Below are 13,694 nucleotides of genomic sequence, written 5' to 3'. Positions count from 1 at the left end.
TTGTCTAAAGGCCGAGCGCGGCGCGACCGGCGGCGACCCGCACCGCGTCGCCCTGCGGCCAGTGGATGCGCGCGCACAGGACGTCGCGCAGGTGCCGTTCCAGCGGATGCTTTCGCGAGAGCGCGACGTTGCCGCACAGCTCAGCGACCCGCTGCACCGCCTGGATCGCGTTCTCGGTCACCGTCAGCTTGACGAAGCCGGCCTCCTGCGGCGCGGGCGGCGCGCCGGCATCGGTCTCGGTGGCGAGGCTCGCCACCAGCCGGGCGTTGACGGAGAGCAGCCGCTCGTTCTCGCCGACCGCCTCGTGGAAGCGCGGCAGGCTGGCGAGCGGCGCGCCGAGGTTTTCGGGAATGCGCTCGTGCAGGAAGCGCGCGAACCACGCTTGCGCCGCCCGCGCGACGCCGTCGTAGAGGGCGGCGAGCAGGGCGCAGCTCCAGGCCTGCTGCAGCGGATCGGGCCGGCGCCACTCGTCCGGGCGGCGCAGATCGACCCCGTGGTCGCCCGGCACACGCACATCCTCGAACACCACGTCGTGGCTGCCCGAGGCGCGCAGGCCGAGATGATCCCAGGTCTCCGCGATGCGAAGCCCGGGGGAGGACATCGGCACCAGAAAGTTGCCGATCCGCGGCTCGGCCTCGTCGGTGCGGGCGAAGACGAGGCCGTAGGCGAGCCCCGGCGCGCCGGTTGAATAGATCTTGCGCCCCGTGAGGCGCCAGTCGCCGCCGTCGCGCCGGGCGATGGTGGCCGGCAGGCCGCCGCGGGCGGGCGTGCCGAGATCGGGCTCGACCCGCAGCGCGTTGATGAGGGCGCCGTCCGCCGCGGCCTCCCGCCCGACCCGGTCGGCGAGCGCGCGCGGCCAGGGCGTGCCGTCGCGATGGATCAGCCCGTGCTGGAGCAGCGTCATCGCCAGGACGAGCGCGACCGCCGGATCGCCCGCACCGACCGCCCGCACCACCTGCGCCGCCTGCGCCAGACCGGCCCCGCCGCCGCCGAGCGGCTCCGGCACGGCGAGCCCGATCAGGCCGGCCTCGCGCAAAGCCGCGAGGGGCGCGTGAGGGAAGGAGCCGCTGCGGTCGCGCTCGCCGGCCGTCGCGGCAAAGCGCTCGGAGAGAGTCCGGGCAGTGTCGAGGGGCGCGGCGGCCGTGGTCATCGAGGGAGCATGGGGTGCGGTTGAGGAGCCTTGGGGCGGCGGCCGGGCGGCGTGCGAAGACGATCGGCAGGCCGTGTCCCTATGCTCGGCGCGCGGCCTCGCGCGGTCAACGAAACGTGGTTCCAAAGTCGGAGCCGCCGGAAGGAGGTTCTGCCTGCCCGCCTCGGAATCCCGGAAGATCAGGCTTCACCCTGCCGCCGACGCGCAGGACATCTGCTGCGGACGCAGTCTCCGCGCCTCTCTCCACATACTCTTTGAGTATGGCGCCGATGTTCGATGCCTCAGGTCGGCCTGCCGCCGGGCCGACCCGTTGAATGGAAAATCTTCTCGCCCGAACCGTCTCCGAGAAATTCCATCGCAAGACCCGGCCCATCTTGGGAAGATGCTTCGATTGACTTCGCCGGCGCGCGATTGAAGATTGAATACATCGGTCCGAACAACGAGGCCGTCCCCCATATCGATGCGCCACGCCGTCCCGGCTCACCGGGCGGATGTCCGCGCGCGTGCCCTACTCGGAGACGACCATGACCGACGAGCCCCAGCGTCCCGGCCTTCTGCCGTCGCGCCGGTTCCTGCTGCGCGCGGGCGCCGCGACGGCGGCCTTGCCGCTCGGGTTCGGGATGAGTGGCGTGCGGGCCTGGGGGCCCGGCCCGGTGCCGTTCGACCCCGGCCCGATCTGCCGCCCCACCGCCGCGGAGGGGGCTGCCGGCCCGCTGAAACCGATCAAGCTCGCCTGGAACGCCACCGCGATCTGCACCGCCGCCGCGCCGCTGGCCAAGGAGCGCGGCATCTTCGCCGCCCACGGGCTCGACGTGGAGTTCGTCAATTTCGGCGGCTCGACCGAGGCGCTTTTGGAGGCCATCGCCACCGGCAAGGCGGATGCCGGCATCGGCATGGCGCTGCGCTGGCTGAAACCCCTGGAGCAGGGTTTCGACGTGAAGATCACCGCCGGCCTGCACGGCGGCTGCCTGCGCCTGCTTGGGGCGAAATCCGCCGGTATCACCGACATCGCCGCGCTCAAGGCCAAGACCATCGCGATCAGCGATCACGCCAGCCCGGCCAAGAATTTTTTCGCCCTGCTGCTCGCCAAGGCCGGCATCGATCCCGAGACCGGCGTCGAGTGGCGGCCCTATCCGGCCGACCTCCTCAACCTCGCGGTCGAGAAGGGCGAGGCGCACGCACTTGCCGATTCCGATCCGCGCACGTGGATCTGGCTGAAGGATCCGAAATTCACCGAGGTCGCCACCAACCTATCCGGCGACTACGCCGACCGTACCTGCTGCGTGGTCGCCGTGCGCGGCAGCCTGATCCGCAACGATCGCGCGGCGGCCACCGCGCTCACCCGCGCGGTGTTGGAAGCGGGCCACCGCGTCCACGCGGCCCCGGAGGACGCCGCCCGCATCTTCTCCGGTTACGGCGGACGGGGCTCGGTTGAGGATCTGGCCGCGATGCTGCGGAGCCAGCACCACGGCGACCGCCCGGTCGGCACCGACCTCAAGCGCCAGCTCGTGCTCTACGGCGACGAATTGAAACAGGTGAACGTCCTCAAGCGCTCGACCGACACGGCCAAGTTCGCCGAGCGCGTCTACGCCGACGTGCTGAGCTGAGGGCGCCCCCATGGCCAGTCTCACCGGTTTCGCCGGCACCTTGCCCACTGTGGCGCGCCTCCCAGGCCCACCGCTGCGGGCGCTCGCCCTCGGAGCGGCGTGGCTCGCGCTGGCAGCGGTGACCTACGCCCTGCCGGAAGAGGGCGACTTCCCCTACACCGCGACCTTCGCCGCCGGGGCACTCGCCTTCGGGCTCGTCCTGGCGCCGCTCGCCGCCCTCTCAGGCCGCCTCGGCCGGGGCGGGGCCTCGCTCGCGCATTGGGCGCCCTGGTTGACGCTCGTGGCGCTGGGCTTCCTCGCCTGGGAGCTGATCACGGCGAAGTTCGCGCTCTTGCCGATGCCGTTCTTCCCGCCGCCGCAGGCGATCCTGGAGGTCTTTCTCGACGACTGGCCCCGGCTCGGCGGCAGCATCCTGGCCTCGCTGAAGCTGCTCGCGGGCGGCTATCTCATCGGCGCCGGCCTCGGCTTCGTGCTGGGAGTCGCTATCGGCTGGTCGAAGGCGGTAGGCTACTGGGCGCACCCGGTGCTGCGCTTCGTCGGGCCGCTGCCCGCGACCGCGTGGCTGCCGCTCGCCTTCTTCGTGTTTCCCTCCTCGTGGTCGGCCAGCACCTTCCTGATCGCCCTCGCCACCGGCTTCCCGGTCACGGTGCTGACATGGTCGGGGGTAGCCGGGGTCAACAAGGCCTATTTCGACGTGGCGCGCACGCTCGGGGCCTCGCCCGCCTTCCTCGTGCTGCGGGTCGCCGTGCCGGCGGCGCTGCCGCATGTCTTCGTCGGGCTGTTCATGGGCCTCGGCGGCTCGTTCGCCGTGCTGGTTGTGGCCGAGATGCTCGGCGTGAAGGCCGGCCTCGGCTGGTACCTGCAATGGGCTCAAGGCTGGGCGGCCTACGCCAACCTCTACGCCGCGCTGATCGTGATGGCGCTGATGTGCTCCGGGCTCATCTCCCTGCTGTTCTCGCTGCGCGACCGGGTGCTCTCCTGGCAGAAGGGGCTGGTGCAATGGTAGCCGCGACGCTCGAACGCCCCGCCACGGCCGCCGCCGGATCGCGCCTCGCGGTCGAGGCCGTCTCCCACGCCTTCGACATCCGCGGCGCGGCGCTGCCCGTCCTCGACCGCATCTCCCTTGACGTGGCGCCGGGCGGCTTCGTGGCCCTGCTCGGCCCCTCCGGCTGCGGCAAGTCCACCCTCTTGCGCCTCGTCGCCGGGCTGGAGCCGCCGGGTGCGGGCCGCATCGCCGTCGATGGCCGGCGGGTCGAAGGCCCCGACCCCTCGCGCCTCCTCGTGTTCCAGGACCCGACGCTCTATCCCTGGCGCACCGTGCAGGGGAACGTGAGGCTGGGGCTGGAGGCTCGCGGCGTCGCGAAATCGGAGCGCGCGGCCAAGGTCGAAGCTGCGCTCCGCCTCGTCGGGCTCGACGGCTTCGCCGAGGTGTTTCCCCACCAGCTCTCCGGCGGCATGGCCCAGCGCGCGGCGCTCGCCCGCGCGCTGGTGAACGCGCCGCGCCTGCTGCTGCTCGACGAGCCGCTCGGAAAGCTCGACGCCCTGACCCGGCTGGCGCTGCAGGCCGAGATCCTGCGCCTGTGGCGGGAGACGCGCTTCACTGCGCTCCTCGTCACCCACGACGTCGAGGAGGCGCTGGTGCTGGCCGAGCGGGTGATCGTGCTGTCCGACCGCCCGGCGGCGATCCGCGCGGACCTGTCCGTCGATCTGCCCTATCCGCGCCACCGCGACGATCCCGAACTGGTGCGCCTGCGCCGCACCATCCTCGGCATCCTCGGCCAGCCGATCTGACCGGCTGGCCGCGCCAGGACGGTCCCCGGCCCGCTGCTCTAGGACGACGCGTCCGGCTTCGGGAAGGCGCTCAGCGAGACGCGCACGACCGCCCGCAGGGCCTCGGTCGGCGCCGGAGGAGACCAGGACGCCCATGCGCGAGGCGACCATTGAGACAGGTTCTAGAGTTGTTAGTTTTCGCTACCTCATCTGGGCCACACCGCAACGGTGCCGCCTCAACCCGCTTCCGCCGTCTCGCGTCAGCCCATGACTCAGGGCTACTTCACGAGCGCCCAGCCGCGCAGCGACGGGCACAAGGCCTATCTGGACATGATCGGCGACGGTTACCCCGCGCATGCTCCTCGACAGCGCACGCCGTCCGCATCCGGGGACACATCGCCCGATCGAGCCGCCTTTCTGCTGCATATGGCGCACCCGCCACGATTTGAGGCTATCTCCTTTGCTGGAAGAAGGTCACGCCAGGATCCACTCGAGTAATGGGGGCCGCCATCTATGGTTTCGGACGGGACCCTGCCCGCTCCACTGAGTCCCTGGCCTGCCGAACAACCTCTTCGGGGGTTGGCGGGTTGGCCGGATGGTAGGAAAGGCAGATCGGCGTGCGCAGCTTGGCCGGTCGTCCCGAGCCCTCCGTCGCGAAGTAGAACTCGCCCGCGCCGAGCTTGCCGATGTCTGACGCCGCGCCGCCATTCGCGGCGATGATCTCCTGGGCCGCCGCGATGGTTGCGGGCGCGCTCTGCCGGCCGAAGAACTGCGTGGTGCAATTCGAGACGACCTGATTGTGGATGCCACGCGGCACCTGCGTCGCCACGATCATCCCGAGCCCGTATTTGCGCCCCTGCGCCACCAGCTTGATGCCACTGCCGAGGCTCGGCGAGCTCTTCTGCGCGGGTAGGAAGGTCTGCGCCTCGTCGACCACGTAAAGCATGCCGCGGGGCGAGGGGTTCTTCTTGATCCAGCCGAACAGGGTCATCTGCAGGCGGTTCACGAAGTCCTCGCGGGCTGCGTCCGAGCCCAGCCCCGACAGGTTGATGACGGAGATGCGGGTGCGGGCCGGGTCCGGCCCGAAGAACAGATGCCGCGGGTCGAGCACCGTGCCCTCGACCTTGAGCAGTGGATTGGTCGCCACGGCGGCGTGAAGCTGGTCCGCCATGCCGGCCCCGAGCCGTGCGGCATTGCCGATGGGGCTGATCCCGTCGGGCAGGTCGGCCAGCAGGGCGGTGAAGTCGGCCAGCTTGCCGCCGCCTCGGTCGGCGAAGTGATGGAGCGCGCCGGCCAGCACGCCACGCAGCAGGTTCGTCTTGGCACCAGCGAGCGGTCCGAGAGTTTCGGCTGCCATCTCGATCGCCTGTTGGCGCTCGTCGCGGTCCCCGCTGAGGTCCGAGAAGTCGGGCAGAACGGAGAGGAAGAGCGGATTGCCGGCATGCACGCCCGGCGTCCACACCACGACCTCGACCTGGGCATGGTAGGCGGCGGCCTTGCGGTCATCCTCGTCGGAAAACCCCTTCGGCCGCTCGGGCCAGGACGTGCCGAGGCGTGAGAGGTCGTTGTTGGGATCGATCACGATCGCCGGAAGCCCGGCCAGCGCGGCCTCCTCCACGAGGCGGCGCAGGAGCACGGTCTTGCCAGAGCCTGAGCCGGCGATGATCGCGGTGTGCCGGGGCAGCAGGCGCAGCAGCAGGCTGACGCCGGGCGCGTCCGGTGCGAGGCGGTGCCCGACCGGGATTGCCTCCGGTGCGCTCGGACGTTCCGGCGGCGGGGCGCGATCGGTCGGGATCGTATCGGCGGGTCCAGCCGGGGGCGTCGTCGGAGTGGCGGAGGTCTCCACGATGCCGGAAGGTCGAGCGACCGCGGCCGTAATCATGCCCTTTGCGTCGCCAGAGGGCGGGGCGGCCGGCGCTAGAGGAGCCGGCGCATCGACGGTTGAGGGGGCTTCGTCACGGCTCGAGCCGTGCGCGAGACCAGCGGTTTGAAAAAGCGCGGTGCGCACGACCGGCTGCTCGGCGCGAAGCCAGCGTTCGAACCGATCGGAGGTGCCCTCGTCCTGCGCCCGCCTGCGAAGATCGCGCAGGGCAACGAAGACTCGTAGATCCTCGTCCGAGGGGTCGATCAACAGACCGCCGGCTGCCGTGAAGGCCTCGACGAGTTGGCGCGTCTTGCCGCCGCCGGGCATCGGCCCGCGCCGCACCAGCAGCAGCGCCCGGTCGGGGATGCGCGCCGAGATGCCCGAGGCCGTGAGCGCCGCGCGCAAGCGGGCTTGGAACGCGATGGCGTTCTGGTGCTGGAGCGCCCGATAACAAACGTGCCGCTCGCGGTCGTTCTCGTTACGGTGGATGAAGATCAGCCGGCCGTGCAGCGGCGGAATCTTCTGGTCCGGCTCCCCCTTGCTCGCGACGTCGAGCGCGTCGTCGGGGTCGTCCTCCAGGGCGTAGAGGTCGAAGGCGTCGCGCAGCACCTGCCCGAGCCAAATGTCCTCGTCGCCGCGGATGCCCGCGATGTCGGCCCGCTCGTATGCGGCGGCGAGGTCGAACTCGGCATCCGGAGGTGGGGGTGCCGCGGCTCCCGAGGCCTCGACGAGGCTGTCACAGACGGAAACCGCGCCCGCCGCGAGACAGCGGCGGCGGAAGGCGTCGCAGCGCATCAGCAGCGTGCGCGGCATCATGGCCGAGTCCGACGCCTCGGCGATGGCTCGCTCGCTGAACGGCCATGTCGGAGATGCTGGCGCGAAATCCGCCTCTGCATAGGCCGGCCCCAACCGGCCGGCGATGAGCGCGGTGGCGGCGGCCCGCTCGTTCATGCCGACAAGGCCGACCGGCTCGGCGAAGCGCTGCAGCACGGGTGTCATGGCGCGAGCGCAGAGGCGCAGCCAGGATTCCTGCAGGCAGGTCACCACCGTCATGCTGCGGTCGCAGACGATGTGGAGTTCGAGGAGGCCCGCGGCGAGCACCTCGGCCAGACCGGCTTCCGCCTCGATCCCGTCCTCGGCCGCGAGTCGGCTCGTCTCGATGAGGCCGTCGATCTGATCGACGGCAACGAGCGTCGGGCCGCTGAGTGCCATGATCCAGCACATGCCGCGCACGAGTTCGACCGGCGCGGGCGGAGGCGTCCGGAAACCGAGCGCAGCCCGCTCCGCCGGATCGGCCTCGTAACCCTGCAGCCAGGCATGGGCGAGACCGACCACACTGAAATCCTGCGAGCGCAGCAGGCAGAGCGCGCGGAAGACGTCGAGATGCTTGAGCGCGCGGGGCGCGTCCACGCTCATCAGCGCGCGCACCAGCACGTCGACGATCCGGCGCGCATCCATGTTCGGGGTGTTGAACGCGGCCTCGACCTGGACCTCGACGCCGAAGCGGCGCGCCACGCCGGCGAGAACCGCATCCGATTGCCGCCGCCCGTCCGGCATCGTCTGCAGCAAGGCGGTGACGAAGCTCAGAGCCGCGCTGCGCCAGAAATCCGTGAGCCCGAGCACGTCGAGGGGAACGAACCAGCCGCCCGTGCGCCAAACTTCCTGCCGCAGCTGCCCGACAAGATGGGTTTTGCCGACACCGGATTGCCCAACGAGCACGCGGCCCGCGGCGCGGTCGGCCGGCGCCTGCGCCTTGCGGTGCAGCTCGGCGATGATCTCCGGGGCGAGCCGCTCGTTCGGGCCGCCCGTCGGCGGCGTGTCGATCCAGATGCTGTCGAGCGTGCGCACCCAGTCGAAATCGACCCCACGCAGGGCGTCGAGGGCATCGCTCATGACTGGATCCAGATGATGTGAAAGGGCTCGCCCGCCGGACTGAACGCCGCCTCGCGCTCGGCGCTATCGAGCGATTTGGGATCGCTGAACTGACTCAGCCGCGCCGTCGGATCGCCACGCAGGATGACGGCAAGCCCGGCATCGACCGTCGCGCGGTTGAGATCACTGAGATGGGCGCGCAGGGCGCTCAGGCGCACGGCCTTGGCCCGCTCGCCGCCCGTCAACGCGAGATAGGCGCTCTCGATCCGAGCTCGGAGCTGCTTCGGAGTGGGCTTCTTCGACCCCTTGGAGGCGGTCTTGCGCGCGTGCGTGCGCGGCTGCGGCACAGTCGGTGCCGGTTCCTCAGGTGGCGTTCCCACAAGCTCGGCGAGTGTCCTGCCTGTTGCGGCGAGATCGCCCTGCATCCGCGCCAGCCAGTCCTGCAGCACCCGGAAATTCGGCGGCAGGGGCTCACGCATGTGCCTACCCGCCCAGGCCCAGCCCTTGTCGGTGACGGTCAGCCGCAGCGAGCGCCCCTGACGCTCGGCCTCGAGATAGCGGTCGACGATCAGCGCCTCGCGGTCCGCTTTGTCTACCCGCGGCAGGAGGGCGCTCTGCAGGGCGCTGCCGTGCCGGCCAAGGAGACACCAGAGGATCAAGGCCTGTTTCGGTGTCGGCGTTCCACTCATCGCTCATCCTCGCTCGTGCCGCGCCGCAGATGAACGACGGCGCGGATCTTCTCGATCGCCAGCGGCAGGTCGATCGCAACCTGCTCGTTGGTCAGGCGCAGCACGAGGTAGCCCGCAGTCAGCAGTTCGTAGTCGCGGTGGCGGTCATTGCCGAACTTCGGTTCGCTCCGGTGCTCAGGCCCGTCGAGTTCCACGACGACGCGATGGGCGTGGCAGAGCAAGTCGACACGCGGTCGCGCGCCCCAGGCGCCAACCGGCACCGACGCATTGCAGGCGAAGAGACCCGCAAGCTCGGCGTCCTGTTCCAAGGCGGCCGCGACTCGCCGCTCGATCTCGCTGGCATGGTGCGTTCCGGCCGGTGCGATGAAGCGCGCGACCGCCGCACGCTCCTCCCGAACCAGGTCGAAGGCGCCGTAGAGAATTCGGTCGTAAGGTGCCGTCTCGGCTGGCTCCACGGTTAAAGCCACCACCACGGCAGCCCCATGCCGGAGGCACCATTCCAGCGCCTCGATCACCGGCCGGGCTCGCATCGCCGAAGCGGGATCGACCTCCCAGATCAGGACGATACCGGCCGGATCAATCGCCCCGAGCAGCCGGCCGAATTCGAGCGTGTGAGCCATCCGTCGGAAGCGTGGGGCATGGCCGAGCCCTGCGCGCTTCGCGGCTGCCTTCAGCCAGGGATCGGCCGCGACCGGATCGACGCCATCGCCCCGACCGTGCCAGCGTGGCCAGCGATGGAGCGCCAGTTCGGCAAGGTCATCGAGCAGCCGGTCGACGATGGCCGACACCGTTGGAAGTCCTTCGCACGAGATCAAGAGTGCGCCGCGGCGGCTATCAGAGGCTTCCGAGACGAGGGCAGCGATGCCTTCGAGGCCCGTCCCCACAACGACCATACGCTGCCCCGGCACGAGGCGGAGGATGCCTCGAGCCAGATCGCCTGCCGTGATCCGCGGTCGCGCCGCAGCGTCGGGATTCAGGGACGGTTGCAAACCGAAACCGCATTACTGAGGTAAGCGCCGACGTTCGAGCGCCGAGCGGCCTTCACGCTCGTCAATCCAGCACAGGCGTTTGATCCTGGCTAGCGGATTCGCATCCTCAAGTTGCCCGTGCTGTGGAGACTGTCTGGTGCTCCGCTGCGTGCTCGAGCCGTCGTCGCGATCGCTCGATGATCCCACCAGAAGCCCAGCGGCGCGCTCGCGGCACACGCGCCTCACCCAGGCCGCAGGCCGTCCGCATCCGCGGACACATTGCCGGCGCTTGTGCGGCCCCTCCGCCACCCCTTGCGCACCCGACACGATTCGAAGGTGTGACCTTTGCCTGAGGAGGGCACGCTGCCATCCCTCTGAACGATCAGGGCATTTCATCACCCCGCACAGCCCCGTTGCGCGGCGCCTCCAGTTGGGCTACTCACGCACCACGGTCAGCACCCGTAGCTCAGCTGGATAGAGCGTTGCCCTCCGAAGGCAAAGGTCACACGTTCGAATCGTGTCGGGTGCGCCAATCATTTGTCTCGCGACATATAACTTGAAACCGCTGCCACAAAAGTGGAATGTGTTTCAACTTATGTGTCGTGTCCGAGGGGCTGTCAGAACCTCACGGCGAAGATTCCGCTTTCTTCATCGCTTCGGCTCCCTTCGCATGCGTTCGCATCCGCGCAGGCCAGCCTATGCGCAGGGACCGCGTGGTAATTCGTGCGCCCTTAGCTGCCGGAAAACGCCCTTTCCCCTTGCGCATGGGTGGGAAGGCGCTCAGCCGGTCCCAGTAGGTGTTAGCCCGGCAAGTTTGGCTAGAAGTCGTCATAGGTCGTCTGCTCGGCCGCCGAGGTGAAGCGCGCTCGGTAGACCTTGATCTGCCCGTTCCGGTCGTTCTTGGCCCCGGCGACCTTGGCCGAACTCTCGACCCACGCGGCCTCGCTCCCTTCCCTATCGTAGTGGAACTGCCAGAGGCACGTGCGGATGATGGTGGCGCTGATACTGCGCGCAGCGTTCATCGTGTATGTGAGCCGCTATGAACCAAAGAACAGAATCAGCTCACGGAGTTTCCCAAGTCGGCGTCAAAGCGTCCTACCCTGGTACTGAGCGGGGCAGTTTCACTGCTTTTTGCGTGAGCGAGGTTGCAGAATGACCGAGGGGTGATTGCAGCCTGTGGAATTGTGAGCGCTCAATACCGAGCGTTGCGTTGCTCCACCCACTCCTCTTCTAGTACACTTACTGGCCGTCACGCTCGCTCGATGATAGGTGTGGCTGCGGCGTGGGAGCAGCCTTCAGCTTGTCCGAAGGCGAAGCCGGCGGATCTATGCTTGGAGACGGGCTGGGCTGAGACGTCACCGTGTTCGCTGGCTGGGCAGGCCCGGGAGCTAACGGGATCGACGTCGTCACCAAAGCAGGGATTTCGCCCAACAAACAGCTCATGTACGGGACGTTAGTCACACGGTATGCGACGAACGTGGCCACCCCTGCTCCGGCGACTGCCAGAGCGCCGACGAACCCCAGAAACACCCGCTGCCACAAAATTCGCCTCCCAAGGGTGACAAAGATCGTGTCAAACTGATCGCTGAGAGCTGCGAAATCCCGTTGAAACTTGGTTTTTTGGCGAGCGATATCGTCGGATATGGACGCGAGGGTCGCCCACTGATTTCCGATGGCGATCCACAAGAGCACGAGAAAGATCCACGCTCCCACAACGATGGCGAAGTTGGTCCAGAACTCCACACTGCAAGCGGATGTGACTTTTAGCTGAGAGGCGACGATGACCGTTGCAACGGGAATACCGAGCAACTGCGTCTGAATATCGATGATTGTTTTATGGATTTTTTTAAGATAATCGACACGCGCGGCTTCGATTTCGTTTCGTATTTTTGAGTAAGAGAAGCTCGACGCGAATAGCCTATATCCGTTGCGTACTTCCTCCTTCACCGCATCAAGGTTCGCGATAAGGTGTCGAAAGCGAGCTGTTACCGGTTGAGAGGCACAGATACCGATAACCGCTTCCGCCAGGATGGCGAGCTTCTGATCTCGGTGAATTTCGTCGGAGAAGGCACTGAGAATGGCGTCGGCGTCGGAGATGAATACGCGATCCAAGTCGGCAGCTGTATACGCCAGCGGAACGCTGAATTTGTCATCCTTGATGAATATCAATTCCCTTTTTGATTGATCGACATATGATGCTGCTTCGCCGACCAGATTCGTGAACTCAAGAACATTGCGATAGGTCGCCAAGCGCTCGGGGCACGGATCGATGTCCGATGTAATGCCGCCTTCGATGACGAAGTAGGCGTGTGGTTCTTGGACCCGCGCTTCCGGCGTGTCGAGCAACCCGTCGAAGTCGCGAACGAGGTAGCCGAGCGCAGTCCGCGGTGGACCGACGCGGACTGATACGTCCTGACCGACTTGCGGCGCATCGTCGTCGAGTACAGCGATGTCCGCGTCAGCGGCAACATCCTGGTCATTGTCGATAAGTTGAATGATCTCCAGAACTTCGGGGGTCGCAATCGACAGCCTTCCCTGATCGCCATGCGGATCGAAGGCGATATGACGATACAGCAGGGCCAGCTGGTCGAAGGTGATCCTAGTGGTTCAGCCCTGACGGTTGAGTCCGTCCGGGGTTCCGGTTTGAAGTCCGTCCTGCGAGTCTCGTGGGATGCGCAGTGACATCTCTTTCACGCTCTCCGCCTCGGATCGCCTTCGGCTAGAGGCCCTGGTCGCGGATCGAAACACTCCGCAGAAGCACGTTTGGCGCGCTCGCATCGTGCTGCTGAGCGCCGATGGGATCGGGACGCACGCGATCATGCGTGAGGCGGCCGTGTCCAAGACGGCGGTCTGGCGCTGGCAGGACCGCTTCGCGCAGGAGGGCGTCGAAGGGCTCCTGCGAGACAAGACGCGGCCGGCGCGCATCCCGCCGCTGGGGCCGGAGGTGGCGGCGCGTGTTGTGGCTCTGACGCAGGAAGATCCGCCCGGCGAGACCACGCATTGGACGGCCGCCGCCATGAGCAAGGTCACAGCCATAAGCATTTCGTCGGTGCAGCGGATCTGGCGGAGGCACGGCCTACAGCCACACCGGGTCCGGCAGTTCAAGCTCTCTACCGACCCGGCCTTCGCTGCCAAATTGCGTGACGTCGTCGGGCTCTACGTCGATCCGCCCGCCCATGCCGTCGTGCTTTCGGTCGACGAGAAGAGCCAGATCCAAGCGCTCGCCCGCACGCAGGCCCCGTTGCCGATGAAGCCGGGCCAGCCGACGACGCGCACCCACGACTACAAGCGCCACGGCACGACGACCCTGTTTGCCGCTCTGGACATCCTGGAGGGCAAGGTGATTGGCCGCTGCATGCAGCGCCACCGGCATCAGGAGTTCATCCGTTTCCTCAACGCGGTCGAGGCGGCGGTTCCGGCGGGCAAGATCGTCCACGCGATCCTGGACAACTATGCCGTTCACAAGCACCCGAAGGTCCGCGCCTGGCTCGATCGCCACCCACGCTGGACCTTCCATTTCACCCCGACCTCAGCCTCGTGGCTCAACGCCGTTGAGGGCTTCTTCGCCAAGCTCGCAAAACGCCGCCTGCGACGCGGCGTGTTCGGATCGCTGATCGAGGTACAGGCGGCCATCAAACGCTTCATCGCCGAGAGCAACGGCGACCCCAAGCCCTTCACCTGGACCGCCGACCCGGATCGCATCATCCAGGCCGCAAGGCGCGGGCACCAAGTGTTAGACTCGCACCACTAGATGTGAGCTTTCAGGAGGTTGTC

11 protein-coding genes and 1 tRNA gene are annotated in these 13,694 nt (G+C 67.9%); 6 read left to right on the top strand and 6 right to left on the bottom strand.

The window, feature by feature from the left end; translation table 11 throughout:
* Nucleotides 1–4 precede the first annotated feature (4 nt).
* Nucleotides 5–1,150 (bottom strand): acyl-CoA dehydrogenase family protein, encoded by a 1,146-nt coding sequence (locus tag J2W78_RS22210; protein ID WP_253373743.1) that lies wholly within the window; start codon nucleotides 1,148–1,150, stop codon nucleotides 5–7.
* A 524-nt stretch (nucleotides 1,151–1,674) separates the two neighbouring features.
* Between J2W78_RS22210 and J2W78_RS22205 the strand changes: the two genes are divergently transcribed.
* Genes J2W78_RS22205 through J2W78_RS22195 form a run of 3 tightly spaced genes read left to right on the top strand, consistent with a single transcriptional unit; the run spans nucleotide 1,675 to nucleotide 4,548 of the window.
* Nucleotides 1,675–2,757, top strand: coding sequence for an ABC transporter substrate-binding protein (locus J2W78_RS22205; RefSeq protein WP_253373742.1), 1,083 nt, complete (start codon nucleotides 1,675–1,677; stop codon nucleotides 2,755–2,757).
* Nucleotides 2,758–2,767: 10 nt separating this feature from the next.
* Nucleotides 2,768–3,763: an ABC transporter permease gene (locus J2W78_RS22200; RefSeq protein ID WP_253373741.1), complete on the top strand. Its 996-nt coding sequence runs from the start codon at nucleotides 2,768–2,770 to the stop codon at nucleotides 3,761–3,763.
* Nucleotides 3,757–4,548, top strand: a complete 792-nt coding sequence (locus J2W78_RS22195; protein WP_253373740.1) for an ABC transporter ATP-binding protein — start codon at nucleotides 3,757–3,759, stop codon at nucleotides 4,546–4,548. The genes J2W78_RS22200 and J2W78_RS22195 overlap by 7 nt, the downstream gene beginning before the upstream one ends.
* Before the next feature lie 490 nt (nucleotides 4,549–5,038).
* Here J2W78_RS22195 and J2W78_RS22190 read toward each other — a convergent pair whose 3' ends face one another.
* Genes J2W78_RS22190 through J2W78_RS22180 form a run of 3 tightly spaced genes read right to left on the bottom strand, consistent with a single transcriptional unit; the run spans nucleotide 5,039 to nucleotide 9,740 of the window.
* Nucleotides 5,039–8,284 carry a helicase HerA domain-containing protein gene (locus J2W78_RS22190; RefSeq protein ID WP_253373739.1) on the bottom strand — a complete coding sequence of 1,082 codons (3,246 nt, stop codon included), beginning with the start codon at nucleotides 8,282–8,284 and terminating at the stop codon, nucleotides 5,039–5,041.
* Nucleotides 8,281–8,952: a hypothetical protein gene (locus J2W78_RS22185; RefSeq protein WP_253373738.1), complete on the bottom strand. Its 672-nt coding sequence runs from the start codon at nucleotides 8,950–8,952 to the stop codon at nucleotides 8,281–8,283. Before J2W78_RS22185 ends, J2W78_RS22190 begins: the two co-directional genes overlap by 4 nt.
* Nucleotides 8,949–9,740 (bottom strand): endonuclease domain-containing protein, encoded by a 792-nt coding sequence (locus tag J2W78_RS22180; protein WP_253373737.1) that lies wholly within the window; start codon nucleotides 9,738–9,740, stop codon nucleotides 8,949–8,951. Before J2W78_RS22180 ends, J2W78_RS22185 begins: the two co-directional genes overlap by 4 nt.
* A 635-nt stretch (nucleotides 9,741–10,375) precedes the next feature.
* Here J2W78_RS22180 and J2W78_RS22175 point away from each other — a divergent pair.
* A tRNA-Arg gene (locus J2W78_RS22175) sits at nucleotides 10,376–10,452 on the top strand.
* A 286-nt stretch (nucleotides 10,453–10,738) separates the two neighbouring features.
* Here the strand turns inward: J2W78_RS22175 and J2W78_RS22170 are convergent.
* On the bottom strand, nucleotides 10,739–10,942 hold the full coding sequence (locus J2W78_RS22170; RefSeq protein WP_253373736.1) for a hypothetical protein: 204 nt from the start codon (nucleotides 10,940–10,942) through the stop codon (nucleotides 10,739–10,741).
* 217 nt (nucleotides 10,943–11,159) lie between these two features.
* Nucleotides 11,160–12,266, bottom strand: a complete 1,107-nt coding sequence (locus tag J2W78_RS22165; protein ID WP_253373735.1) for a hypothetical protein — start codon at nucleotides 12,264–12,266, stop codon at nucleotides 11,160–11,162.
* Nucleotides 12,267–12,341: 75 nt separating this feature from the next.
* Here J2W78_RS22165 and J2W78_RS22160 point away from each other — a divergent pair, with 75 nt between their 5' ends.
* Nucleotides 12,342–12,602, top strand: coding sequence for a hypothetical protein (locus J2W78_RS22160; protein ID WP_253373734.1), 261 nt, complete (start codon nucleotides 12,342–12,344; stop codon nucleotides 12,600–12,602).
* A complete protein-coding gene (locus tag J2W78_RS22155; protein ID WP_253368020.1) occupies nucleotides 12,592–13,671 on the top strand; it encodes an IS630 family transposase in 1,080 nt (359 codons plus the stop codon). The genes J2W78_RS22160 and J2W78_RS22155 overlap by 11 nt, the downstream gene beginning before the upstream one ends.
* Nucleotides 13,672–13,694: the final 23 nt, after the last annotated feature.

It is taken from the genome of Methylorubrum extorquens, from assembly GCF_024169925.1.
Lineage (GTDB): Bacteria > Pseudomonadota > Alphaproteobacteria > Rhizobiales > Beijerinckiaceae > Methylobacterium > Methylobacterium extorquens_A.
This window is presented reverse-complemented; position numbering and strand designations above follow the sequence as displayed.

Excerpts from the sequence above, each read along its gene's own strand:
- J2W78_RS22195 (WP_253373740.1), top strand. The coding sequence starts at position 3,757 with ATGGTAGCCGCGACGCTCGAACGCCCCGCCACGGCCGCCGCCGGATCG.
- J2W78_RS22200 (WP_253373741.1), top strand. The coding sequence starts at position 2,768 with ATGGCCAGTCTCACCGGTTTCGCCGGCACCTTGCCCACTGTGGCGCGC.
- J2W78_RS22155 (WP_253368020.1), top strand. The coding sequence starts at position 12,592 with ATGCGCAGTGACATCTCTTTCACGCTCTCCGCCTCGGATCGCCTTCGG.
- J2W78_RS22190 (WP_253373739.1), bottom strand. The coding sequence starts at position 8,284 with ATGAGCGATGCCCTCGACGCCCTGCGTGGGGTCGATTTCGACTGGGTG.
- J2W78_RS22205 (WP_253373742.1), top strand. The coding sequence starts at position 1,675 with ATGACCGACGAGCCCCAGCGTCCCGGCCTTCTGCCGTCGCGCCGGTTC.
- J2W78_RS22170 (WP_253373736.1), bottom strand. The coding sequence starts at position 10,942 with ATGAACGCTGCGCGCAGTATCAGCGCCACCATCATCCGCACGTGCCTC.
- J2W78_RS22185 (WP_253373738.1), bottom strand. The coding sequence starts at position 8,952 with ATGAGTGGAACGCCGACACCGAAACAGGCCTTGATCCTCTGGTGTCTC.
- J2W78_RS22210 (WP_253373743.1), bottom strand. The coding sequence starts at position 1,150 with ATGACCACGGCCGCCGCGCCCCTCGACACTGCCCGGACTCTCTCCGAG.